The organism is Arthrobacter sp. PTI12, from assembly GCF_056679915.1.
In genome coordinates this window covers 1205302-1227262 of the sequence record NZ_CM155256.1, presented here as the reverse complement: position 1 = coordinate 1227262, position 21961 = coordinate 1205302, and the positions used below count along the sequence as shown (strand labels likewise).

19 protein-coding genes and 2 pseudogenes are annotated in these 21961 nt (G+C 61.0%); 7 read left to right on the top strand and 14 right to left on the bottom strand.

Annotation, left to right across the window (positions count from 1 at the left end; all coding sequences use genetic code 11):
* Nucleotides 1-34 precede the first annotated feature (34 nt).
* Nucleotides 35-280, top strand: a complete 246-nt coding sequence (locus AC1MBU_RS06075; protein ID WP_277356904.1) for a type II toxin-antitoxin system Phd/YefM family antitoxin — start codon at nucleotides 35-37, stop codon at nucleotides 278-280.
* Nucleotides 277-678 (top strand): type II toxin-antitoxin system VapC family toxin, encoded by a 402-nt coding sequence (locus AC1MBU_RS06070; RefSeq protein ID WP_277356905.1) that lies wholly within the window; start codon nucleotides 277-279, stop codon nucleotides 676-678. The genes AC1MBU_RS06075 and AC1MBU_RS06070 overlap by 4 nt, the downstream gene beginning before the upstream one ends.
* 91 nt (nucleotides 679-769) lie before the next feature.
* Here the strand turns inward: AC1MBU_RS06070 and AC1MBU_RS06065 are convergent, their stop codons facing one another.
* Both AC1MBU_RS06065 and AC1MBU_RS06060 read right to left on the bottom strand, forming a co-directional pair.
* Nucleotides 770-1546: a formate/nitrite transporter family protein gene (locus tag AC1MBU_RS06065; RefSeq protein WP_479789336.1), complete on the bottom strand. Its 777-nt coding sequence runs from the start codon at nucleotides 1544-1546 to the stop codon at nucleotides 770-772.
* Between the two features lie 210 nt (nucleotides 1547-1756).
* A complete protein-coding gene (locus tag AC1MBU_RS06060; protein WP_479789334.1) occupies nucleotides 1757-3565 on the bottom strand; it encodes a bifunctional metallophosphatase/5'-nucleotidase in 1809 nt (602 codons plus the stop codon).
* A 157-nt stretch (nucleotides 3566-3722) separates the two neighbouring features.
* Here AC1MBU_RS06060 and AC1MBU_RS06055 point away from each other — a divergent pair, with 157 nt between their 5' ends.
* Nucleotides 3723-4025: a hypothetical protein gene (locus tag AC1MBU_RS06055; protein WP_479789332.1), complete on the top strand. Its 303-nt coding sequence runs from the start codon at nucleotides 3723-3725 to the stop codon at nucleotides 4023-4025.
* A 13-nt stretch (nucleotides 4026-4038) separates the two neighbouring features.
* Here the strand turns inward: AC1MBU_RS06055 and AC1MBU_RS06050 are convergent, their stop codons facing one another.
* The 3 genes from AC1MBU_RS06050 to AC1MBU_RS06040 form a co-directional block, all read right to left on the bottom strand.
* On the bottom strand, nucleotides 4039-5781 hold the full coding sequence (locus AC1MBU_RS06050; protein WP_479789330.1) for a hypothetical protein: 1743 nt from the start codon (nucleotides 5779-5781) through the stop codon (nucleotides 4039-4041).
* Nucleotides 5782-6105: 324 nt separating this feature from the next.
* Nucleotides 6106-7800 carry a ribonuclease J gene (locus tag AC1MBU_RS06045; RefSeq protein WP_479789328.1) on the bottom strand — a complete coding sequence of 565 codons (1695 nt, stop codon included), beginning with the start codon at nucleotides 7798-7800 and terminating at the stop codon, nucleotides 6106-6108.
* 179 nt (nucleotides 7801-7979) lie between these two features.
* Nucleotides 7980-8348, bottom strand: a complete 369-nt coding sequence (locus AC1MBU_RS06040) for a DoxX family protein (protein WP_479789326.1) — start codon at nucleotides 8346-8348, stop codon at nucleotides 7980-7982.
* 222 nt (nucleotides 8349-8570) lie between these two features.
* Here AC1MBU_RS06040 and AC1MBU_RS06035 point away from each other — a divergent pair, with 222 nt between their 5' ends.
* Nucleotides 8571-8834, top strand: a complete 264-nt coding sequence (locus AC1MBU_RS06035; RefSeq protein WP_479789324.1) for a ribbon-helix-helix domain-containing protein — start codon at nucleotides 8571-8573, stop codon at nucleotides 8832-8834.
* A gap of 116 nt (nucleotides 8835-8950) precedes the next feature.
* Here AC1MBU_RS06035 and AC1MBU_RS06030 read toward each other — a convergent pair.
* Together AC1MBU_RS06030 and AC1MBU_RS06025 are read right to left on the bottom strand one after the other, a co-directional pair.
* A pseudogene (locus AC1MBU_RS06030) lies at nucleotides 8951-9972 on the bottom strand (1-aminocyclopropane-1-carboxylate deaminase).
* Nucleotides 9973-10056: 84 nt separating this feature from the next.
* Nucleotides 10057-11526, bottom strand: coding sequence for a DHA2 family efflux MFS transporter permease subunit (locus tag AC1MBU_RS06025; RefSeq protein ID WP_479789322.1), 1470 nt, complete (start codon nucleotides 11524-11526; stop codon nucleotides 10057-10059).
* 102 nt (nucleotides 11527-11628) lie between these two features.
* Between AC1MBU_RS06025 and AC1MBU_RS06020 the strand changes: the two genes are divergently transcribed.
* Together AC1MBU_RS06020 and AC1MBU_RS06015 are read left to right on the top strand one after the other, a co-directional pair.
* Nucleotides 11629-12237, top strand: a complete 609-nt coding sequence (locus AC1MBU_RS06020; protein ID WP_479789318.1) for a TetR family transcriptional regulator — start codon at nucleotides 11629-11631, stop codon at nucleotides 12235-12237.
* A 352-nt stretch (nucleotides 12238-12589) separates the two neighbouring features.
* Nucleotides 12590-13786, top strand: a complete 1197-nt coding sequence (locus AC1MBU_RS06015) for a ScoMcrA-related endonuclease (protein ID WP_479789315.1) — start codon at nucleotides 12590-12592, stop codon at nucleotides 13784-13786.
* Between the two features lie 263 nt (nucleotides 13787-14049).
* Here the strand turns inward: AC1MBU_RS06015 and AC1MBU_RS06010 are convergent, their stop codons facing one another.
* From AC1MBU_RS06010 to AC1MBU_RS06000, 3 genes and pseudogenes are all read right to left on the bottom strand, one after another.
* Complete coding sequence (locus AC1MBU_RS06010; RefSeq protein WP_479789313.1) at nucleotides 14050-15270, bottom strand: endonuclease V; 1221 nt, start codon at nucleotides 15268-15270, stop codon at nucleotides 14050-14052.
* A gap of 130 nt (nucleotides 15271-15400) precedes the next feature.
* Complete coding sequence (locus AC1MBU_RS06005; protein WP_479789311.1) at nucleotides 15401-16627, bottom strand: helix-turn-helix domain-containing protein; 1227 nt, start codon at nucleotides 16625-16627, stop codon at nucleotides 15401-15403.
* 336 nt (nucleotides 16628-16963) lie between these two features.
* Nucleotides 16964-17444, bottom strand: a pseudogene (locus AC1MBU_RS06000) (IS30 family transposase); the annotation flags it as partial.
* Nucleotides 17445-17682: 238 nt separating this feature from the next.
* Here AC1MBU_RS06000 and AC1MBU_RS05995 point away from each other — a divergent pair.
* Nucleotides 17683-18885 carry an IS110 family RNA-guided transposase gene (locus tag AC1MBU_RS05995; protein ID WP_479789309.1) on the top strand — a complete coding sequence of 401 codons (1203 nt, stop codon included), beginning with the start codon at nucleotides 17683-17685 and terminating at the stop codon, nucleotides 18883-18885.
* Between the two features lie 246 nt (nucleotides 18886-19131).
* Here AC1MBU_RS05995 and AC1MBU_RS05990 read toward each other — a convergent pair whose 3' ends face one another.
* The 4 genes from AC1MBU_RS05990 to AC1MBU_RS05975 form a co-directional block, all read right to left on the bottom strand.
* Nucleotides 19132-19581, bottom strand: coding sequence for a helix-turn-helix domain-containing protein (locus AC1MBU_RS05990; protein WP_479789726.1), 450 nt, complete (start codon nucleotides 19579-19581; stop codon nucleotides 19132-19134).
* A 108-nt stretch (nucleotides 19582-19689) separates the two neighbouring features.
* Nucleotides 19690-19830 carry an HNH endonuclease gene (locus AC1MBU_RS05985; protein WP_479789725.1) on the bottom strand — a complete coding sequence of 47 codons (141 nt, stop codon included), beginning with the start codon at nucleotides 19828-19830 and terminating at the stop codon, nucleotides 19690-19692.
* Nucleotides 19831-20318: 488 nt separating this feature from the next.
* Nucleotides 20319-20690, bottom strand: a complete 372-nt coding sequence (locus AC1MBU_RS05980) for a very short patch repair endonuclease (protein ID WP_479789724.1) — start codon at nucleotides 20688-20690, stop codon at nucleotides 20319-20321.
* 113 nt (nucleotides 20691-20803) lie between these two features.
* Nucleotides 20804-21919: a DNA cytosine methyltransferase gene (locus tag AC1MBU_RS05975; RefSeq protein ID WP_479789305.1), complete on the bottom strand. Its 1116-nt coding sequence runs from the start codon at nucleotides 21917-21919 to the stop codon at nucleotides 20804-20806.
* Nucleotides 21920-21961 lie beyond the last annotated feature (42 nt).

Here is a 21961-nt window from a genome sequence, read left to right as displayed (position 1 = left end):
AGCACTCCGTAGCATCGAGAGCTACAATAAGCTCATGAAGACCATCGCACAGCGAGAACTCCGCAACGACAACGCGAAAGTGATCGATGCAGTGCAGGCGGGGGAAACGTTCATCATCACGCGCAATGGTGAGCCGGTTGCTGAGTTGCGGCCCGCCCGGGTCAGTCGAAGTACGTTCGTCTCCCGTGAGGAACTGACGGCATTGGCGGTGTCCGGTGTGCGCATCGATCGGCATCAGTTTCGAGCCGATCTTGACCAGCAGATTGATCAGGGCCTGTGACCGCGACTCGCGGGTTGCTCGATACGTCGGTTGTCATCGATTGGCATGATCCTGCAGTGGCCCGCGCACTACCTGATGAGGTAGCAATTTCCGCGATCACAACGGCTGAGCTCACTGCTGGTCCCCATCTTGCTGCGACACCGGGCGAAGCGGCTAATCGACAGGCACGGCTGCAGGAGGTTGAAGCGAGGTTCGAACCGATCCCCTTCGACGGCACCGCCGCCCGCAGTTACGGACTGGTTGTTGCCGCAGTCGTCAGTGAAGGACGAAAGCCGCGAAGCCGATTCGCTGATCTCGTTATAGCAGCCACTGCCCATGCGCACGGTCTGGACCTCTACACCCGAAATGGTGCTGATTTCGCTGGGCTTGACCATCTGGTCCGGGTCATTTCAATCTGAGTCGTGTGTTGGCACACCGGTAATCGCACCGGAGTGATTGAGGATACCGCCGCAATACTCCGCACCGGCGGCCTCCAGGGACCAACAGCTGTTACTTGGCCTCCTTGGCCTGGGCGGTATGTGTCAGGGTCATGAGCAGGAGGCCACCGACCAGGTTCCCGGCTGTTGCCAGGAGGACATTCCTCCCCACCTCCAGATAGGTCACGTCTGCGCCGAGCCACAATCCGGCGAGCAGGTGGAGCCCGGAGACAACCACGTGATCGAAAGCGCCGAGCGCGAGGAACACCCCGACCAGATACGCGAGCACAATGCGGCTGCCTGCGGAATCAACAGCGTGTAACAGGTAGGAAAGCAGCGTCAGCAGGGTACCGGCGGCAATGGCACGCATGAAGGTGGCCAGCCCGCCTTTCCCTGCGATTTCCTCCGCCACGGTCACCAGGACATCGTGTGCACCGGAGGGCAGCGCTCCCGGCACGACGAAGACGGCCGCCATCACCGCTCCGCCGAGCAGGTTGAGGAGCAGGATGAGCCCCCACAGCCGGAGCAGCCGCAACCAGGTTGATTTCTCGCGCCGGTCAATCGCCGTAGCCACCGGATCGAAGAAATTCTCAGAGAACAATTCGGAGCGACCGATGACGAGGAAAACCACTCCCATGCCGAAAGCCAACGCGCCGGCGAGTTTGGCCGGGCCCTCACCGAAGGCCGGCTCGATGAGGTGTTCCGCTATGGCAAGCGCGACGATCCCGAAAACGATCGTGACACCGGCAATGAAGCCGGTCGATACCTGCTCGAGCGGCGGCATGAAGAGCCGTCGCTCACCCTCGTTTTTGGCCCGGTTGTAGATTTCCTTCGGTGCAAGATCGCTCACAGGCCATTCCTCTTCCCCGCGGTTGGAAGGCGGCAACTCATTTTTGCGTTCCTTTCCTGTTGCCAGGTCGGATACATTCCACGCTACCCACTTGCCAGAACGCAGGCCAAGGGCAGCTCCGCGCGTTCGTCATCGGAAAACGGACCCGGTCACGACGCAGCAGGGCACGGACCAACCGGTCCGCGCCCTGCGTGTTTACTGCTGGTTCCGCTAGTTGAAGACCGGCACTCCCTCGCGGGTGAGCTGCCAGTTCTCCTCGAAGAAGTTCGCCGGGTCAATGGTGCCCTGGGCGATCAGGTAGTCGATCAGCAACTGGCGGATCTCGGTCTGCTGGTTCACGAGTACCGGCGCGGTGGCGATGTGCGGGAAATTTCCGCCGCCGGACTGCCGGTAGTTGTTCGTGGCCACGGCGAAACGCTGCGCAGGATCGATGGGTGCGCCGTTGTAGCTCAGATCCACGATGCGCTCCCCCACCGGCTTGCTGATGTCGATGCTGTAGGAGACACCGGACATCATGTCGTAGTTGTAGTCCGGAGTGCCGCCCGCGTTGGTCAGCGTGGCGGGATCAACCGGTGCACCGGGTGCGGTCTGGTTGAAGTACTTCGCCGAGTACTCGAGGTAGTCCTTGATCTGCGCACCGGTCATTTCGACACCGAAGAGCGTGTTCGGGAAGACGTACAGTCCGGCCATATCCCGGATCGTCACGGGACCCTCAGGAATGACAGCCGCCCGGTTGAACGGTGCAACGATGGACAGAACCGGCAGATCCGCGTTGGCGGTACCCTCAAGTGCCCGGTCCACGGCGTCCGCCTGCACCTTGTTCACGAAGTCCATGACGGCGGTGTCCCTGTAGCGGGACTCTGCAGCGGACATGGTCTCCGTGGCGGTACCGATCGCAGTGTTCACATAGTCGACGACCTGCCGGTGCTGGTCGGCGACCAGCGCTGAAATCTCCGGGTCGGCAGGAACGGTGTTCGCGTTCAGCAGCTCCGAGTTCGCAGAGGTTACATCCCACTGCCCGCGGACCTTGACCAGCTCGAAGTCCATGACGGAGAGGCGCTGGCCCCACTGCTTGGGTTCGGTGAGGAGCACCTGCTCGCCGGTCTCCTTGTTGGTGATGAAGCGCTCGGCGATCTCGCGGTGTTCGTGGCCGGCGAGGATGGCGTCGATCCCCGGCACTTCCTCGGCGATCAGCGTCGAAGCGTTTTCAACCGGCAGGCTGTCGCCGTAGGACGAGGTGCCCGACGGCCCGGAGTGGGAACTGACAACAACGACGTCGGCGCCCGCCGCCTTCATCTCGGGAACGTACTTTTCTGCCTGCTCAACCATGTCGAGGAAGCGCAGTTCGCCCACGACATTGTTCTTGTCCCAGATGGCGCTGCCCGGCGTGGTAAGCCCAAGAATGCCAACGCGAATGGGCTTCTGTCCCTTCAGCTTGACCGTCTCGATGACGTACGGAGTAAAGGCGTCCTCACCGGTCTCCCAGTCCTTCACGTTGGCGCCGAGGAGCGGGAAGTCGAGCTGCTCCTCATAAGCGCGCAGCAGCGGCATCCCGTAGTTGAACTCGTGGTTGCCGAGCGTGGTGGCGTCATAACCCAAAGCGTTCATGGCGGCAGCCATAGGGTGCAGCTCACCGGTCTCATCGATGGGCTCAACGTTGGCGTAGTAGTCCGTCAGTGCGGTGCCCTGGATGGTGTCGCCGTTGTCGATGAGGAGGGTGGACTCCTCACCGCGGTCCGCACGGACCTGCTTGACCAGGCTGGAAATCTTGGCGAGGCCGACATCGTTGGAGGCGGCGTCGTCGTACTCCGCGTTGGTGAAGTAGTCCCAGTTCTCAATGTAACCGTGGAGATCGCTGGTACCCATCACCGTGATGGTGGCCGTCTTGCCGTTGGAACCCTTGATGGTGGTATCGCCGGGTGCGGCGGTTGCTGCCGGTGCGAGCGTCAATGCTGCGGCGCAGGTGAGCGCGACGGCCGTGATGGCACGGCGAGGCCCTCTGTTGAAAGTGTGGAACACGTGAAACCAACTCCCTGTCGTAATGCGGTGACAGCAGGCTACCCGTGACCGGTGACACTTTGGGAACATCGTGCCCTGATTCGGGTGAACAGGGCGTTGACATGGCCGGTGAAACGAGGACGATCAGAGGTACACCGGCTCAGCTACGGAGGACATTATGGCAGTCAAGGACCTGGCAACCAACGACGCCGGCGCACAGGTACCGTTCCAGGTTGAGTTGGTGCCCGATTCCGAAGACCCGGCCCTGCGCATTCCGGGCGCGGTTGCTGCTGCCGCTATTGCCCCCAATGCCGTGCTTGCGTTCATGACAGCCGACGACGACGCCTCCCCCTACAGCGATCCAGCCGCCTTGCGCGCGGGAGACTCCGGCCAAACCTATACGGGTGTCGCGGAACCGGGCCCGGAGGCGAACTTCGCCGGATCCTTCGACGCGGGTATCGCGGACGGCGGCGGCGAGTAAGGCCGAGATTGAGTCACACCGGACGGAGGTGTCCGCCCCGCCCCTCGCTCGCACCGAGGGTTGCCAGCGACGCGACGTAGCCCAGGGCATGCACGGCGTCGGAACCGGCTCCGTCGGTCAGGGGCCGGAGCTTGGCAGCGTCGACATGCCCGGACAGTGCCCCCTGAAGCTGAGCGAGGATCTCCAACCGGTTCAGGCCCTTTGACTGCAACCGCACGGCGGCTTCCCAGACCTGCGGCGGGTCGTTGTGCCACAACTGCGATATCACCAGCTCGCGCAGCGCGGCGTCCCATACGGGCGAGCCATCCGGTTCACCGCTCCGGGGATACTCCTTCTTCCCCACACCATGGAATTCCTTCAACTCACCGAGCACCAGCAGCCGCAGCTCGTCCGCCCTATTGGCGTTCAGCCGCGGATAATCTTCCGCACCGATCCGCGTGCCGAAGTAGGGCATGGCAAGCTGCCGGCGCCCAATGGCGTCCTGCGCTTCCTCCATCGTGTCCATATCCAAACCTTCGAGGAACACCATGCCCGGTGACGTAAGCTCCTCGCCCTCCTCAACCAGATCGGCCACCGAATCAAGGGTGGTCGCTGCTGCATGCTGCACCAGTTCAATCGCCAGCGCCGGAAGCTGCTGATGCTTCCCGCACCAGGCAATCCACGACTCAAGGAACAGTGGAAGCGCCTCTCGCTCCTCGTCATCGAGCATCACCTTGCGCGGCAGGAACCAGCCGGCGTAGTTGCTGATTTTCGGAGGGCTGACGCGGAGGAGGCGGCCGTCGTCGTAATTGCGTCCGTACATCAGTGCAAGCTCGGCGAGCCGCGCGAACTCCTCTTCATAGTCACGGACCGCGTGGTCGGTCGGGTCCTTCTGCAGATCCGCCAGGAACTCAGCGACCAGCCGTTCGTTCTCCGCTTCGTCCCTTTCGAACTGGGACAGTTCCTCGGCTTCAGTCGGAATGCGGCGGTCGGCGAGGTCGACGACGTCGCTACCCGGCAGCGCACGCAGCCGGCTCAGTGCCAGCGAACGGTTCGCTGCATACTCCGGCGCCAGGTCGGAATCGCTTGTGATGTCGGTGGCGTCAATCGCAGCGATGCCCATAGCCCGCACCTCGGTCAGCGATGCAGTTTCAATCTGCATCAGGCCGTCCATATGCCCTGCGAACCGTTCCCTGTCCTTGACAAGTTTGCGTGCGCTTTCGTCGAACGTCAGGCTGGTGGCGTAACCGCCCATGTGGTTGGTGTCGATCGTCATGGCCATGCCGTGCTTGCGGCGTCCGGTGCGGAACTCGATCACCAGTTCGATGGAATCACCGAAAACATCCGTCAGCATCCACGCTTCCGTGGCCTCAAGCTTGCGCAGGGGCGCAAGCCACGCCGGCGGCGCTACGCCTGCATCCATCAGGCGCTGGGCGGCCGCGGCGGCTTCCGCGTCAGCTGGTGGATCAGCGACTTGCGCAAGCGCCCATAGCATCGAGGCAGCTGCAGCATCCCGCTGGCGTTCGACGTAGCGCACCCAGTCGCCGAACATCTCGGCATCGATTCGAGGACCCAGATTCGTGGTCTGATGCATGACGGAGTACAGCTCCGATGCAATCAGCTCACTGTGCAGGGAAGACGTATGATCCGCTTCCGCTGCAAATACCGGCACGACGGTGCGGTAGACGTCCGCGATGGGGTTGCTGGGTGGGCCGGTCCTGCGGTTCTTGTTTCTGGCCGCCGACTTGGGCTTGCGTGTACGGCTTTTCGGGCTCATCTTTCGATGATGCCATCTTTGCTCACGGCCGCTGATTCGATGGCGCTCTGCATCTCGTCCAAGGAATGCGGCTCTTGATCGGGTCGATGAAACACGCCTTCAAGCGACTTGAGCGACGCGCCGACCGGTTCCATCACGCATCGACCGTCCGGCATGAACCGGAAATCGATCCTGGAACCCTTGCCCGATGGCGAGCCGCTGACGCACCTCAAGCGGTATTGTCACCCGCCTGCTGCTGGAGACTCGTGCGGTTGTCATGACTCGAACTTACTGCCGATCCCATCGTCAGGGAACCGGCAGTAAGACCGAGCGATCAACCGGAACTCAGGCGTCGACGATGATGACCGTCACCACGGGCTTGCGCCGCAGTGACCGGTCAGACCAGCGGACCAGGCCCTCGGCGATGGCGCGTTCGGCATCGGGGCCGGTCTTTTCGCCCTTAAGCTGAGCGAGCGTCTTCTCGACAATGTCGGTTGCCTTGTCCAGCTCGCCGTCCTTCGGAGCCCAGCCGACGGGGAAGAACTCGGGGTCCTCCTCCAGCTTTCCGGTGTCCGGGTTGACGATGGCCAGCACGGTGAGCGCGCCGTCTTCGGCCAAACGGATGCGGTCCTGCAGCGACTCCTCGGTGGCGGCGCCGGCCACCATGTTCTCCACATACACGTAGTCGGCGGTGACCTTGCCGGTCACGCGGGCTACGCCGTCCTTGAGGTCAATGGTGGTGCCGTCCTCGACCACGAGGGCCTTCTTCGGATCCACGCCGGTCCGTATGGCCAGCTCAGCGTTGGCCTTCAGGTGACGGTGCTCACCGTGGACCGGCATGACGTTGCGGGGACGTACGAGGTTGTAGCAGTAGACCAGTTCACCGGCGCTGGCGTGGCCGGAGACGTGGACCTTCGCGTTGCCCTTGTGCACTACGTTGGCGCCGAGCTTGGTGAGGTCATTGATGAGCCGGTAGATCGAGGTCTCGTTGCCCGGGATGAGCGAGCTGGCCAGGAGCACGGTGTCGCCCTGGGTGAGGTCGATCATGTGGTCCTGGCTGGCCATGCGCGCCAGGGCGGCCATGGGCTCACCCTGTGATCCGGTGCAGATGATGACGGCCTTCTTCGGGTCCATCTTGTCGAGTTCCTTGAAGTCCACCAGCGTGCCGCGCGGGATGTTCAGGTAGCCGAGTTCGCGTGCGGTCTTCATGTTGCGCACCATGGAGCGGCCCACGAAGGCCACCTTCCGGTGGTACAGGTGTGCGGCGTCGATAACCTGCTGGATGCGGTGGATGTGGCTCGCGAAGCTGGAGACGATGATGCGGCGCGGAGCGGTACGCATCACCTCGTCGATAGCCGGCGCCAGGTCCTGCTCGGAGATCTGGAAGCCGGGGACGTCGGCGTTGGTGGAGTCGGGCAGGAACAGGTCCACGCCTTCCTCGCCGAGGCGTGCAAAGCCGGCGAGGTCGGTGATCCGGCCGTCCAGAGGGAACTGGTCCATCTTGAAGTCGCCCGTGGCGAGGACCAGGCCGGCGGGAGTGCGGATGGCAACGGCCAGTCCGTCCGGAATGGAGTGGTTGACGGCGAGGAACTCGAGATCGAAGGGCCCGAACTTCTTGCGGTCCCCCTCCTTGACCTGCACGGTCTTGGCGGTGATGCGGTGTTCCTGCAGCTTGGTCTTGATGAACGCCAGTGTCAGCTTCGCCGAGATGATGGGGATGTCGGCGCGTTCGCGCAGCAGGTACGGAACGGCGCCGATGTGGTCCTCGTGCCCGTGCGTCAGCACCAGGCCCACGATGTCATCCAGGCGGTCCCGCAGGTAGGAGAAGTCAGGCAGGATCAGGTCCACACCCGGGTGGTGTTCCTCAGGGAAGAGGACGCCGCAGTCGACGATCAGCAGCTTGCCGCCGAACTCGAACACGGTCATGTTGCGGCCGATCTCCTCCAGACCGCCCAGCGCGACGATGCGCATGGCACCCTTGTCCAGCCGCGGTGGTGTTTGGCCTGCTCGTGGTGAGGAGTGGCGTGAAGTCCTGGTCATGGGATCCGATCTCTTGGACGGGCGGCAACCCGGAGCTCAAATACCGGCGGTAAGGTGCTTCGTGGCGGGAACGCCCTGCTGGGGCCGTTAACCCACGCTGAATCAGCGATGGGGACGGCATTACTTTGTACCGACTTTATCACCGTGCTGTCTAAAGCCGACGACGGCGGCACTCACCGTTACAGGGCCCACTCAGTGGAGCGTCCCCAGGCGACGAAGAGCGCGAGCAGGAGAGCCACGATGTTGATGGTGAACCCCTTCTCGCCGCGGGAGATGTGGAACGCGATCGACAGGGCCATGATCAACGCCAGCCCGATGGCTGCTGCCGGAATCAGGAATGTCGCTACCCGGAAGATGCCGGGAAGGATCAGCCCCAGAGCGCCGAGGATTTCGAATGCTCCGGCGGTGCGCGCATAGCCGGGTTTCTCCTTCGCCCAAGTGAGTCCCTGGGCCACGATTTTGTCGATTGGTTGAAGGGCCTTCGTGACACCTGCAGCGAGAAAGAAAAGTGCCAGGGCACCAGCCACAATCCAAAGCGCAATATTCATGACTTCTCCTCGTGAAGCCCCAACAGGGTAAGCATGCGCTCATCGGGCGGCTTTGGCTATGAAACTTTTGATCCTTCTGGACCGGCGTCGTTGCACGACTGAACCCGGCGATCATGCCCGCATGGGTGGAACCGGTGACCGTGCACACCACGACGGTGTCGAAGAAGACGCCGGCCGTCCGCTAGCCGTGATGCCCTGAAGATTACGTATTACGATATTTCGGTGAGCACAGAAGAGACGATAAACGGCGTGCCGCTCTCCGAGGATCAAATCAGGGAATGGGCAGCCGAGGCCGAAGCCGGGTACGACGTCGAAGCATTGAAGAAACGCGGCCGCGGACGCCCGGGGCGAGGCGCCGAACCCTCGCAAGTTGTCGCACTTCGTCTCACCTCGGAAGAGCTCGCCGCTATCGACGTTCGGGCCGCGAAAGAAGGGAAGACGCGTTCGGAGGTCATCCGCGAAGCGCTGGCCACTTTCGCTGCGTGAAGGCGCACGACTCCGCACTCAAGCACGGCATCCTTCCCGAAGACGCGATCCAGGCCGCCACGTGGGCGCTCTGGCAGTAGATCGAGCACGCCGGCGGGCGCCGTCGTCGTCGTTCCCTAGCTTCGGAACAGGCCGCTGTAGGCGTTGAGAGCCGGTTGGCCGCCGAGGTGCGCGTAGAGCACGTTGCTGGCGTCAGGGATCTCCCGGCTGGCGACCAGATCAATCATGCCGGCCATGGACTTGCCCTCGTAGACGGGGTCGGTGATCATCGCTTCGAGTGAGGCGCTGAGCCGCATGGCGTCCAGCGTGGACTCCACCGGGATGCCGTAGAGGTCGCCGGCCCAGCCTTCGAGGACGGTAATTTCGTCGTCGCGCAGGTCGCGTTCGAGGCCGATGAGGTTAGCGGTGTTGCGCGCGATGCGCGCCACCTGGTTGCGGGTCTTGTCCAGCGTTGCGGAGGCGTCGATGCCGAGGATCCGCCGCGGTCGGCCGCCTGCGTCCTCGAGAGCGGCGAAACCGGCGATCATGCCGGCGTGGGTTGAGCCGGTCACCGTGCACACCACGATGGTGTCGAAGAAGACGCCGAGCTCCTCCTCCTGCTGCTGCACCTCGTAAGCCCAGTTGGCGAAGCCCAGTCCGCCGAACTTGTGCTCCGACGCTCCCGCGGGAATGGCGTACGGTTTGTCGCCGGCTGCCTCCACTTCGGCGATGGCATTCTTCCAGGAATCACGGATGCCGATGTCGAAGCCGGCGGAGTCGAGCCGCACGTCCGCGCCCATCAGCCGGGAGAGCAGGATGTTGCCCACGCGGTCGGAGAGCGGATCGGCCAGTCCACCCAGTTCTCCTGAACCAGCAGAGCCTTCAGGCCGAGCTTTGCAGCGACTGCAGCCACCTGCCGGGTGTGATTGGACTGGAACCCGCCGATCGACACGATGGTGTCCGCGCCCTCAGCGAGGATGTCCGGGACGATGTACTCGAGCTTGCGGGTTTTGTTCCCGCCGAATGCCAGGCCGGAGTTCACGTCCTCCCGCTTCGCCCACAACTGCGCGCCGCCGAGGTGCTTGCTGAGCCGCGGCAAGTGGTGCACCGGGCTGGGCCCGAATGTGAGTGGATAGCGTTCGAAGTCCGTGATGGCCATGGGTCCTCGTTCTCTCGGCGGGAGTAGTGAGACCCAGTCAACCACTACTCCCGGCCACGGCGAGGCTGTTCCGCTCTTCGGTAACTAGTGCGCGCCGTCGTCGTTCTTCACACGCCGCACGAACAGCGAAAGCACCACCGCCACGACGGCCAACACACCGCCGACGACGAACGCCGCCTGCGCGCCGGACGCCTGGGCCGGACCCTCCGCCGCTCCCCCGGCTGACGCAGTCGCTGCGCCGACTGTGAGCGCAGCGACGAGGATCGCCGTGCCCGCCGCGCCGGCCAACTGCTGCAAAGTGTTCAGGCTTGCGCTGCCGTGACCGTACAGGTTGCGCGGCAGGGCGCTGAGTGCCGCCGTCATGAGCGGGGTCATGAGCATCGCCAGGCCGACGGAGAACATCACGTACATACCGCCAACCACCGGCAGCGGTGTCTCGACATTCAGCGTGGAGAGCCACCACTGGCCGCCGGCGACCAGCAGCGCACCGGGGATCACCAGCGGGCGGGGGCCAACGGCGTCGTACAGCCGGCCGATGATCGGCGAAACGATGCCCTGAATCAGGCCGCCCGGCAGGAGCAGCAGGCCGGTGGTGAGCACGCTCGCGCCGAGGCCGGTCTGCAGGTAGATCGGGAGGACGGTGACGGTGCCGATCATGGTCGCGAAGACCACCATCAGAATGGCCACAGAGATCCGGAAGTTGTGCACGGCGAACGGGCGGAGGTCCAGCAGGGTGGAGCCGGAGGCGCGCTGCAGGCGAAGCTGACGGCGCACGAACACCGCAAGGGCCACGACGCTGACCACCAAGGCAACAATCGGGAGCCACGCGCCGTCGAGTACGGCGTCGATCGAGGCGAGCGCGTAGACAAGGCCGCCGAAGCCGATCGCGGACAATACGACTGAAGGCGCGTCCAGCGGAGCCTTGCGTGTTTCTCCTCCCTTCTTCAGGAGTACCAGTCCGAGGATGAAGACGATGGCGATCACCGGGAGCATGAGCCCGAAGATCCAGCGCCAGCCGAGTGCGGAGACGACGACGCCGGACAGCGCCGGCCCGATGGCAGGCGCCACCGAGATGACCACCGAATTCAGGCCCATGACCGTGCCGCGGTGGGCGGGAGCGACCGAGGTAAGGGTTGTCGTCATCAGCAGCGGCAGGATGATCGCGGTGCCGCCGGCCTGGATCACGCGGGCAACGAGAATGATGCCGAAGGTCGGCGCGACGGCGGCGAGCAGCGTGCCGGCGATGAACAGCAGGAGCGCCGCGGTGAAAAGGGTGCGTGTGGTGAAGCGCTGCAGCAGGAAGCCTGTGGTGGGGATGACCACGGCCATGGTGAGGAGGAATCCGGTGGTGAGCCACTGCACGGCTGTGGCGGTCACGGAGAATTCCTGCATCAGGTTGGGCAGGGCGACGCCCACCACGGTCTCGTTCAGGATCATCACGAACGCGGACAGCGCGAGCACCGCGATGATCGGCGCGACGCGCGTAGGTGCTTGAGGTTCGACGGCGGTGGCCGGGTGAACGGATCGGTCCTCGCGGACGGGAGAGGGCGGCATGAGCTACCTGTTTCTGATCGAAGGGTCGCTCGATAGTGTCACAATGTGACAGGTCGTCGTAAGCTGACAGCTGCTGATGTGCCCAGTTTCATAGGAGGACAAATGAACGACGACGGTGTCCCCTCCTTACGTGCGCGACGGCGCCTCGATACCGAGCGCGAGATCCATCGTGCGGCGCTGGAGCTGTTCGAAGAGCAGGGCATCCAGGCGACGACGGTCCAGCAGATTGCCGACTTGGCCGGTGTTTCCTCGAGGACGTTCTTCCGCTACTTCACCCGGAAGGAACATGCGGCGTTGCCCGGACAACATCGGATGCTGGCGGGCGTCCGGGCGTTCCAGACGTCGGCTGCCAACCCTGCGGATCTGTTGCGGGACATCGAAGCCATGGCCGAGTCCGTGATGGCGCTGGAGACCAGCGGGGATTACGGCGACCATGCCCGCGTAATGCGCCTCCTGGCGAAGGAGCCGGAGCTTCTTGCGTGGGCGGCCGCGCAGGACCAGGTGTTGGCCGGCGAGCTGCGTGCTCGCATCACGTCGCAGGTCGAGGACAGGATCGACGCGCTGACCGTGCTGCTGCTGACGGAAGTGGCGGTAGCGGTGTGGCGGGCGTCGTGGGCGCGCTGGGGCGAGCTCGCGGCGGGCGGGAAGGCGTATGACCCCGTCGAGGTGTACCGGGAAACCCGTTCGGAGCTGCGGCGGGTGGTGGAGTAGCACCGAAACACAAGGGGTGCCCATTCGGTGAGGGAAGAGATGCCCCAATCGTTCACAGCGATCTGCCACACCAGCACATTCAGTCGGACCTTGTCGTACACCGGCTGGCGCGCATCATGGAGAGGACGTTTCCTTATCTCCACACGAACGTCGGACCTTGCCCCCTGTGGTCGCATTTTGGGCGTAGACGACGGTTCGCGGTGCAGATCCGGGCTAGAGGCTCCACCTGCCTTCGAAGCAGTCGACAATAATCGACTCAGCAACTAGAACGGACTATATTATCGGTGCATTCGATTGGAATGGGAGGGACAGCCTCGTGCCGCGGAACCCGCTTGGGATAGATCAGGAGGCTATGCGGGCTGCGCTCGAAGAAGCAGCAGGTATGTCCAGAGCTGCCTTCCGCACTAAGTATGGGTTCAGCGCCTCTAGAAAGTTCGTAGCCGTTCACAACGGACAACATATTGATAGCAAGGCCCTCGTCGCGGCCGCTAGTCGCCACGCTGGCATGGAACTTACGTGGGATGACTTCTCGGGCGGCGAGCAAACTACGTCAGTACTTGACCAGTTCGGCGTCCCGTGGATTGATCAAACTCACATTTCTGCCCTGTTATCGGCCTCTGATCTCCCTCATCTCAGCGATATGCGGCCCTGCTGGTGGGCGAATCAAGGTTACAACTTCGAATCCGCTTTCGCAGAAGGTTCGTTGTGGGCCTCTTACTACAGGTCCGACGGACGTTCCGGGCACAAGGATTGGACGCCCGCACTAGACCAAATGCGGCGAGGCGACCTTGTCCTCCATTATTCAAAAGGACTGTTGCGGGGCATCAGCACTGTTGCAATAACAAGCGTTGAAGCCGAACGTCCCGAGGGGTATGGCGAACCTACCGGTTATGACTGGGGCAAGTTGGTGCTCGTCGACCCACTTCTCCGCGACGTCGAATTCGAATTGATTTATCTGCAGCCCGTCTTTGGTCCGGGGGTTGGACCAATGAATTCATCCGGCGCTCCCGGGCTCTCCTACTTGTCCCCGCTACCCGAAGTCACCTCCAATCACCTGGTTAGACTCCTTTGCGCGGGGGGTCTGGCGTTCGACGTTGGTCGTGAACAGCTTGACAGTTATAAGGCTGATCCGCTTTGGACCGAGACGGACGCAATAGTGCAGAGCACGCGCCGGGTCGAACAACAGTTCCTGCGAGCGAATCTTCTAAACAACAGCCACGCGTGTTCATTGTGTGGCAGGGTCCTGCCACCGGACCTATTGATCGCGGCCCATATTAAGCGAAGGGCCCTTTGCAGCACAGAGGAGCGTCTAGATTTCAGAGCAAACACCATGCTCGCATGCGCGCTCGGGTGTGACCGGTTATTCGAACACGGCTACATCGGGGTAGACTCAGCCGGCGTCATTCGCGTCGGCTCCAACCCGCTTCTCAAGACTGACGCACTGACAGTCCATTTAGAAGGACGGACCTGCCCTGCTTTCTCAGAGCACACAAGGAATAGCTTCATCTACCACTGGAACCACTTCTATCAGCGGCAGTCGAACAGCTGACCGCGAAGCTCAACAGCATGAGAGCGCGCGAGGTTCCCTGTGCGTAGCATCGCTGGCAGCTGGTCCCAGCGTCGTGAGTCCGACGAAACCACTTCCGCGTGCGTGCGACTGAGGCCCGTCAGTAGCTTGGAAGCCCTGCCCGATCTTTCCCAACGACAGCGTGGCCAGCGTATCGGGAAGGCGATCGAGTCGCCGTGAGTCCGAGCATACTTCGGCCTCGTTCTCCATGATCATCTCGGGCCCCCGCCTCTTCAACTACGTAGTCAGCGTCCATTAATGTACATTGCGTCGATCGACAAGTCGTGTACGAAGATGCGACCGTCGAGGATCTGATGACGGATAAGCCTGTTGGCGCGCACCGCGGGCTTCTCAGGATAATCAACGAAACGGTCGTTACTAATGACGTATGTTGTAGAGCGTTCAGCTGCATCAAGAATGGTCTCGTCTGCGCCCTCTTCTGACGCTACAAGGTGGACCTCAATCCCGGGAAGCTTAGAGCGCAGGGCGTCGACGCTCGGCAGGCCGAGCTTTCTGGTTATGGATGCGTCGAAGACCACGACGACCTTGATTTCACTGGGCAGTCGCGCGCACAGTTCCCGGAGAGCGAAGAGGCCGATGAGCTTGTCAGCCTCATAGCATAAGTTACTGCCATCAATGATCAGCATTCGAGGGTCCAGCATCCCTCGTCGTCCGATTTCCCCAATTCGACGTTCCAGCTTCGCTATATCTCGTTCGGCACGATCAATGGCTGTGTTGGTTCTTTTGATGACCTCCCTAGGAGTACCGGTTCCAAATCTTCGTTGGCACTCATCATGGGTCAGCTTTCTCTCGTACGAATTGCTCGCGTCGACTAGCCGGCGCTCGAACTGTTTGGCTAAAACGAGTTCGCCCCGCGACGACGCCAGTCGGTTCTGAGCGACCGATATCTCACGCACCGGAGCTGCAAGCGCTTCATCGAGGACCTTCTCGCGAGTCTCCCACTTGTCGAGTTCAGCGCTACTCCGCGCGATGGAGAATTCCAGCTCCGCCAGTTCATTTTCGAGTGCCTTCCGATCGATACTCCAGTACCGATCGAGTGACTCCCGCGCATCGGCTTCTCGTGTCTGGGTATGCGCCAACTCGTCGGCGTACTGGCGCCGAGTTGCCTCGCGCCGTTCAATTTCAACAATCAAATGAGCCAGAACGCTCTTCGCATCGCTACGTTCTTTTGAGAGCCAGTAGCGCGGATTCCAACCAGGGCGAGTGGCCGATCGAATTCTCCGTAAGCGCCTATTCGTTACCTCGAGAACATTCTCGAGATCGGCGAGGCGGCTCTCACACCTGGTTACCGTGATTTCCTCGACTGCCGCCTGCCTCGCCAATGCATTGGGGTCTATGGCGTCATACCAAGCGAGTGTCTGCTCATACCCATTCACCGTCTCTTGCATCTTCGTTAGGTCATCCGCGCGCTCACGATTCAGCACCTTTATTGGGTTGTATTCCATATTGCCTTTCCAATTTCGCCTTCATGAATAGCATTCGCCTTAGCCACATCGGCGGTCCTTGGCGCGATCTATGTTCGACCTCGTCGTTGGCAAGACTTCGTTGACGAGTCGTTTCAGTCCCAAGCGGGTCCTAAACGAGCGCGCGCACCGTCGCCTCGGCGTAGTCAAGCGTTGCGGTGACAGTCGCTGTTAATCGCTGTAGTTCCGCACCTTCCATCGTCATGAATTGAACAGTTTCGATGCTGTCAATGGCCAACTCGCAAGCAGCGATGTCCACGAAATCGCGGTAACGTTGTTGTTGGTGGGCAGTCAACGATTTCCAGGTTATTGGTCGCGCGCCGAGTGTTTGTTCCCATTTCTCTAATGCATGAACCGCATGAACGCCGATGTATTCTAGGGTCGTTGTGGCTCTCGTAAGTGTTTGCGTGAGAAGTTCGAATCCTTCTTGAGTGGCGTTGAGCGATGTCTCCGCATCGTCTAACTGAGCATCAAGCTTGAGTTCCTGCGCCTTGTTTCGACGATGGGCAAGATATAGGCCGCTGGCGAACAAAATCACTGTAGGCGCAGCCACGATACTGGTGAGCAGAAGTGTGCCCCCAACGATCCCGCCACCGCCTGCCGCCAAAGTCCCGCCACCCAGCACCGACAGCGTGGCATTAGTTGCTGCAATCCCGGAGAGGCCGGAAATGGCAGCGCCAGTGGAAGCTGAACCACGCAACGCCACTCCAACGAATGCCGCATAAGCCGCCGCACCTCCCACGGCGGCACCTGCCACAGCTCCACCAGCCGCACCGACAAGCGCAGCGACTATCTTGCTCGACACGATGCGCATGCCGACAGCGATCGATTGGGCATTGGGCACACCGTCTTCAGGGCTGGGCATCTCATCCTTCGTCCCCGCTGTCGGTATAGGTGCATCTTTGATGCCACCCGCGATTCGCACGAAGCGCAGGAAGAACGCGTCGCGAGCCAACTTGTGAGCACCGTTGAAGGACGTTCCCATCTCTTCTGCACGATCGGTGCGCGATTTCGTGCATTGCTGAATCTTCGCCAGTCGATCCTTTACGCGGCGTTTCCCTCCGCTTGCACTAACCCCAAATTCCTGCATCACCGACGTGTAATCTCTCGACCGAGTCCTTGCACGGCCCTCGAGGCCCGCAGCAGTGATACCGAGTGCAGCCGCAATGCCAGCAAGACGAGGGGTACTGGGCCGAGTGATTCCCGACTCGATTCGCGAGATCGAAACACCCGCGCCCTTCTGGTAACCCGCCTTCGCCCCCAACGCTTCTTGGCTCATCTGGTGACGCTCACGCAATTCCTTAATCTCTTGACCCAATGCGGTCGGCGTATAGTCCACGTGTGCAGACTAGCACCATAGTGACACTAAACATACTAAGTGCGATTTGATCACCCATACATGGTCAACATCCTTCCACGAGCACAAGCTCGCTAGGTCAAGGAGTCAACAAAACCGGGGGCAGTCCCGGTCGAAAATCTGCAGCAGGAAGTCTGGTCTGACTAATTCGTCCCGAACAGCCCGCGATCGTAGCCGGCGTCGCTTGATCTCCCCCAACCAGTTCGAGCGCGTTTGGTCCGATTTCCACGAAGTCACGCCTGACTCCGACCGCAGGACCAGAAAATGGGTGTCGTGTCAGCGATGGTCGAGAAGTGAGCCGTTTTGTGGCGGCGGATTTCAGCGGTCGTTGCAACAGTTTATGAGTCCGTCGGGGGGTGGAATTAGTCTAGCGAGCTGCTCCGAAGGGCTCTGCCAGCCTAGGATCTCGGCGGTCGTCGGTTGAGTTCGTTAGCAATCTGGATGAGGTGTTCCGGGCTGTGGACCGCTAGGTCTGTCCCCTTAGGAAAGTATTGCCGGAGGAGCTAGTTAGTGTTCTCTTGGAACCACGTTGCCAAGGGCTTGCGGGATCACAGAAGTACACCGGAATCAGTGTCCGGCGGGTGAAGTTCTGATGACAGGCCATCCCGGTACCCTGATCCCAGGTCAGGGACCTGCGTAAATGCGCGGGGAGTGTGCTCATCGTGTCAACCAACCGATAACGTAGATTCTCGGCTCCCCTGTTGCCGGCCATATGCACGAGCACCGTGAACCTTGTGGTGCGTTCGACCAGCGTTCCGATCGCCGATCGGCTGCCCTTCCCGATGATGAGGTCCCCCTCCTTACGATTTTGTTGAGGGTGATTTCGGAGCTGTCGTAGTGTTTCGATCACCCTCGGGTGGCGGGTATGGCACAGGTCTCCCTGCCGCTTGGACGGCTCACTGGGAATGGCCGCCCGCTACCCGCCGATGACTCGACCGCTGATTGAGAATTACGACATTGATCGTTGGGTAAGGACGTGCCGGCGCAGTTATCGACAGGGACCAACCGAAATTGGAGCTGATCAAAGGGGATCGAATATGCCGGCATTTTGGGTAGGAATCGACTCGGGCAAGAGAGCTCATCATTGCGTCGTGATCGATCAGACAGGCGCGATGCTGCTCTCGAAACGGGTCGAGAACGACGAAAACGCACTCCTCGAACTCATAGCCACGATCGCGGAGATCGCGGACGGTCGTGAGGTCTGTTGGGCCACGGATCTGAACGCCGGCGGCGCGGCCCTGTTGATTGAGTTGCTGTCCGCCCACGCCCAGCAACTGCTCTATATTCCCGGACGAATAGTTCATCACGCCGCGGCGACCTACCGCGGAGATGGCAAGACCGACGCGAAAGACGCCAAGATCATCGCCGACCAGGCGCGGATGCGCACCGACCTTCAGCCGGTCCGCGGCGCGGACCAGATCAGCGTGGACCTGCGGCTGCTCACCGCCCGCCGCACGGATCTGATCTGCGACCGCGTCCGGTCGATCAACCGGCTCCGCGCCACCCTGCTGGAATACTTCCCTGCCCTCGAGCGGGCGTTCGACTACTCAAAGAAGGCGCCCCTGCTCCTCCTGAGCGGCTACCAGACCCCCGAGAGCATCCGACGGATAGGACTGACCCGGCTCACCGGTTGGCTGAGGAAACGCGGCTGCCGCAACAGTGCCAAGATAGCCGAGAAGGCACTGATAGCCGCGAACTCGCAGCATACCGTCCTGCCCACTCAAGCCACAGGCTCCGCCCTGGTCGTCCGGCTGGCCCAGCAAATCAGCACTATCGATGCAGAAATCGCCGACATCGACGCCCAAATCACCGAGCTGTTTCGGCAGCATGACAGCGCCGATGTTCTGCTCACCATGCCTGGGTTCGGCCCCATTCTCGCCGCAACTTTCCTAGCAAACATCGGCGGCAACCTGGACGCATTCGACTCAGTCGACCGGCTCGCCAGCGTTGCGGGCTTGGCTCCCGTCCCTCGCGATTCCGGAAGAATCAGCGGGAACCTGCACCGCCCACGCCGCTTCAACCGCAGGCTCCTGCGAACCTGTTACCTCGCCGCCCTCTCCAGCCTCAAGAACAGCGCGGCCTCCAGAACCTATTACGACCGGAAACGCGGAGAAGAAAAGTACCATAAACAGGCCCTCATCGCACTCGCCAGACGCGGCATCAACGTCCTCTGGGCAATGCTCCGTGACCACACGACCTACCAAGAACAAATGCCACGCATCACCGCTCAGGCGGCTTGACAGAAGCATTGAGATTCCCAATGGCCAGCCACCAATCTGCTGGTGACCTCTGCCGACCGGTCGCCAATTATCACCATGTTTGGGAAACGTTCGGTTCGATGTTCCTTCCTCCTGCGCGGTCGACGGCCGGTTCGTCCGGTGCGCAGCGAAATGGCAGGATCGACCGCCAGATCAAGGCTTCCTCGCCCATACAGGGCCTGATACACGGTTTCGGGTACGACCTGCATTTCGGCGCGGTCCGAGAACTCAACTCGTAGCCGATTGCAGATCTGGCGCGGACTCCAACGCTCTAGTAAATGGCTCCTCACGAATTCCGCCAGATCCGAACTGGCGGCGATCTTCCCGGTCCGAGGACGACTTCGCCCGCGCTCGGCGCTGCGCTGAGCTGTGCGCGGTCGGTAACTGCCAGGGGGCTGATGTGCATTCCGGCGAATCTCCGGGCTCACGGGTGGAGGGACTGCGCTTGAGCTCTCTAGCGATGGCCCGGACGCTTCGTTTGGCATGGAGCAGGTCTGCGATAGTGATTCGTTCTGCCTCCGATAGAAAGCGGGCGGATATTATCGGTGGCTTTTGTCGTGAGATTGGAGGGTACTTCTTGATGTCTCCCGTCTTCGAGATGACTGTGTGGCCATGCCGCCACCGCGTGCCTGAGCTTCGGCTGATACCGATAATTCGGCAGGCCTCAGAATTCCCCATCCCCTGTTTCATCATCTGATCATAGTGAGCGCGGGCAGCGTTTTTTGGAGGGGCGCCTCGTCCCCTTCTCGCTCGTTTCATGACGGCCATATTTGCAACTCCTATCCATCAGGTGTTGCAACGACCACTAGACGCCAAGCCGTCACAACGGCTCACTATTCGACCGTCACCGACAGTGTCGAAAGCCCAATGGTGCTGTTCGCAAAGAATCACGCCGTTTTGCGGGACGTCGAGGTAAAACTTCCCCAGGGCAAGATATGGGCTGAATCAACTCCAGCTGTCGAAAGACCGAGCCTTCCAGAGGCTTTGAAACCGCAAGAAGCGCTGGTGAATTTGTGAGCACGTTGCACATCGCGACGAAATTTCGCTCCGCTGGCTCCTCTCATCCTGGTCAGGCGAGATTACGCTCCGAGCGCCTTCGAGTGTCAGGTCTGCGTCGGGAATTTGGGCTGGTGAAAGGATCTGGCCGTGGCAGTGCCAGGCGCCGGGTGCGCAAGTTTGCACAGTTCGAGGAGTGGATCCGTGCCAGGCAGGGTATGCATCAGTCCAACGACAAGTTCTTGCATCGACGGTGTTGCCCGGGCACCGATTCCGGTAAATGCAGCTCTAGCTCGTATGAAACAACTATTGCTCGGTTCCCTTCCAACTCATCCCAGGTCCTCCTCCACTCTCCCTGCACCGACATCGCTTTGCTCTGTAGAAGCGAGGTAGGGGGCGCGTCCCCTACCTCGGCACGGTCACGGATCCAGGAAACACTGGATTTGGGCTATGTAGGTACTTCCAGGTCGCATTTCGCATTCCCAGACGTCCAAGTACTCCCAGCCGAGCTCTAGTAGTCTTTGCCGCTGCGTTGCATCCCTCTCCTGATTGCGTTGACGTTTGGAAGACCAGTACTCCAGGTTAGATTTCGGTAAGCGTCGGCCTTTTGGACAACTGTGACCGTGCCAAAAGCATCCATTCACGAAAATGACCTTGCCCCTTCCGGGAAAGACCAGATCGGGCTTGCCGGGCAGGCGCCTATCGTGGAGCCGATAACGGTAACCCAACGCATGGAGCTGGCGACGAACCCGAATCTCTGGCTTCGTATCCTTTGCTGGGATCTTGGCCATATTTGAGCTTCGCTGCTCTGGAGTCAAAGAATCCATATCGACATTCTCGAGTGCTTCATCAAAAGTCCGTCCCGTCGTCGGATACTCGCCCGGCTTGCAGAGAATGCTCAGCGTTAGCTACCCGTCTTGCTCGCTTCCTTGGGACTACCTACGAAGGCTTGCAGTAACTCTTCAGCAACAACTCTGGCTGCCGTAGGGGGAACGGAATTGCCAATCTGCCGACGCACCTCCGTGATCGACCCCTCAAATCGGAACGTATCCGGATAGCCAAAGAGTCTAGCTCTTTCACGGTTCGTGAGCGGACGATTGTGTTCGAAGTGGTATCCCCACGTCCCTCCGCCGCCACCCGCGATGATGGTCGTGGAAGGCTTGTCCCGGTGAAGCCGACGGTAAACGTGCGAGATCATGCCCTTAACGTAGCGAGGGTGCTCCTTCGGCACCGCTGAAAAATTCATGCCCTCAGGAATGAGACTTAGAAGCTCAACCGTGCGGGGAAGTATCCTTTGATGCTCATTATTCAGGGGTACGCTTTCGACTCCCGCCAGCGCCTCGCCTGCGGTCACATACGGGTGGGGGAATCCAGGACCGTGGGTTGGCTCTGGGGGTTGAAACTCATATGCGAGATCTTCACGGACACCGATGATGAGTACACGTTCACGCAGCTGTGGAACGCCATACTGAGCAAAGTTGTAAAGCTTGGCATGTACTTTGTACCCGGCCGCGGCAAAGTCCTGCGTAATGCGTTCCATCGCTTTCCCTCCATTTGCGGAGAGAAGTCCCTTGACGTTCTCAGCGACGAACATCCTGGGCTGCTTCACCATCACTGCCTTAACGAAGTAAGTGTAGAGATTGCCACGCTCGGTCTCTATACCCCCTCGCTTCCAAATCATTGAGAAGTCAGGACAAGGGAACCCCCCGGTCATGACGTCACAGTCTGGCAGGGCTTCCATGTCCACGTCCTCGATTGACCCATGAACAATGTGAGTGCCGAAGTTGGCTGCATAGGTTTGGCACGCCCATTCGTTGAAGTCGTTTGCCCAGATGATCTCGAAACCGGCCTGCTGGAACCCTAAATCGAGCCCTCCGCATCCCGCGAAAAAAGAGACTACGGTTGGACGTTCAGTTAGCACAGACATCTTGATTGACCTCAGAAGTGTTAGGCGGGAGCTCACGGACAAGGATACCGGCACGAGTAGATAGCTAGCCAAAAACTGCTCTGAGTCGGTCACCTCACCACGCTTTCAACGTACAAGGCATCTATGACAATCTCG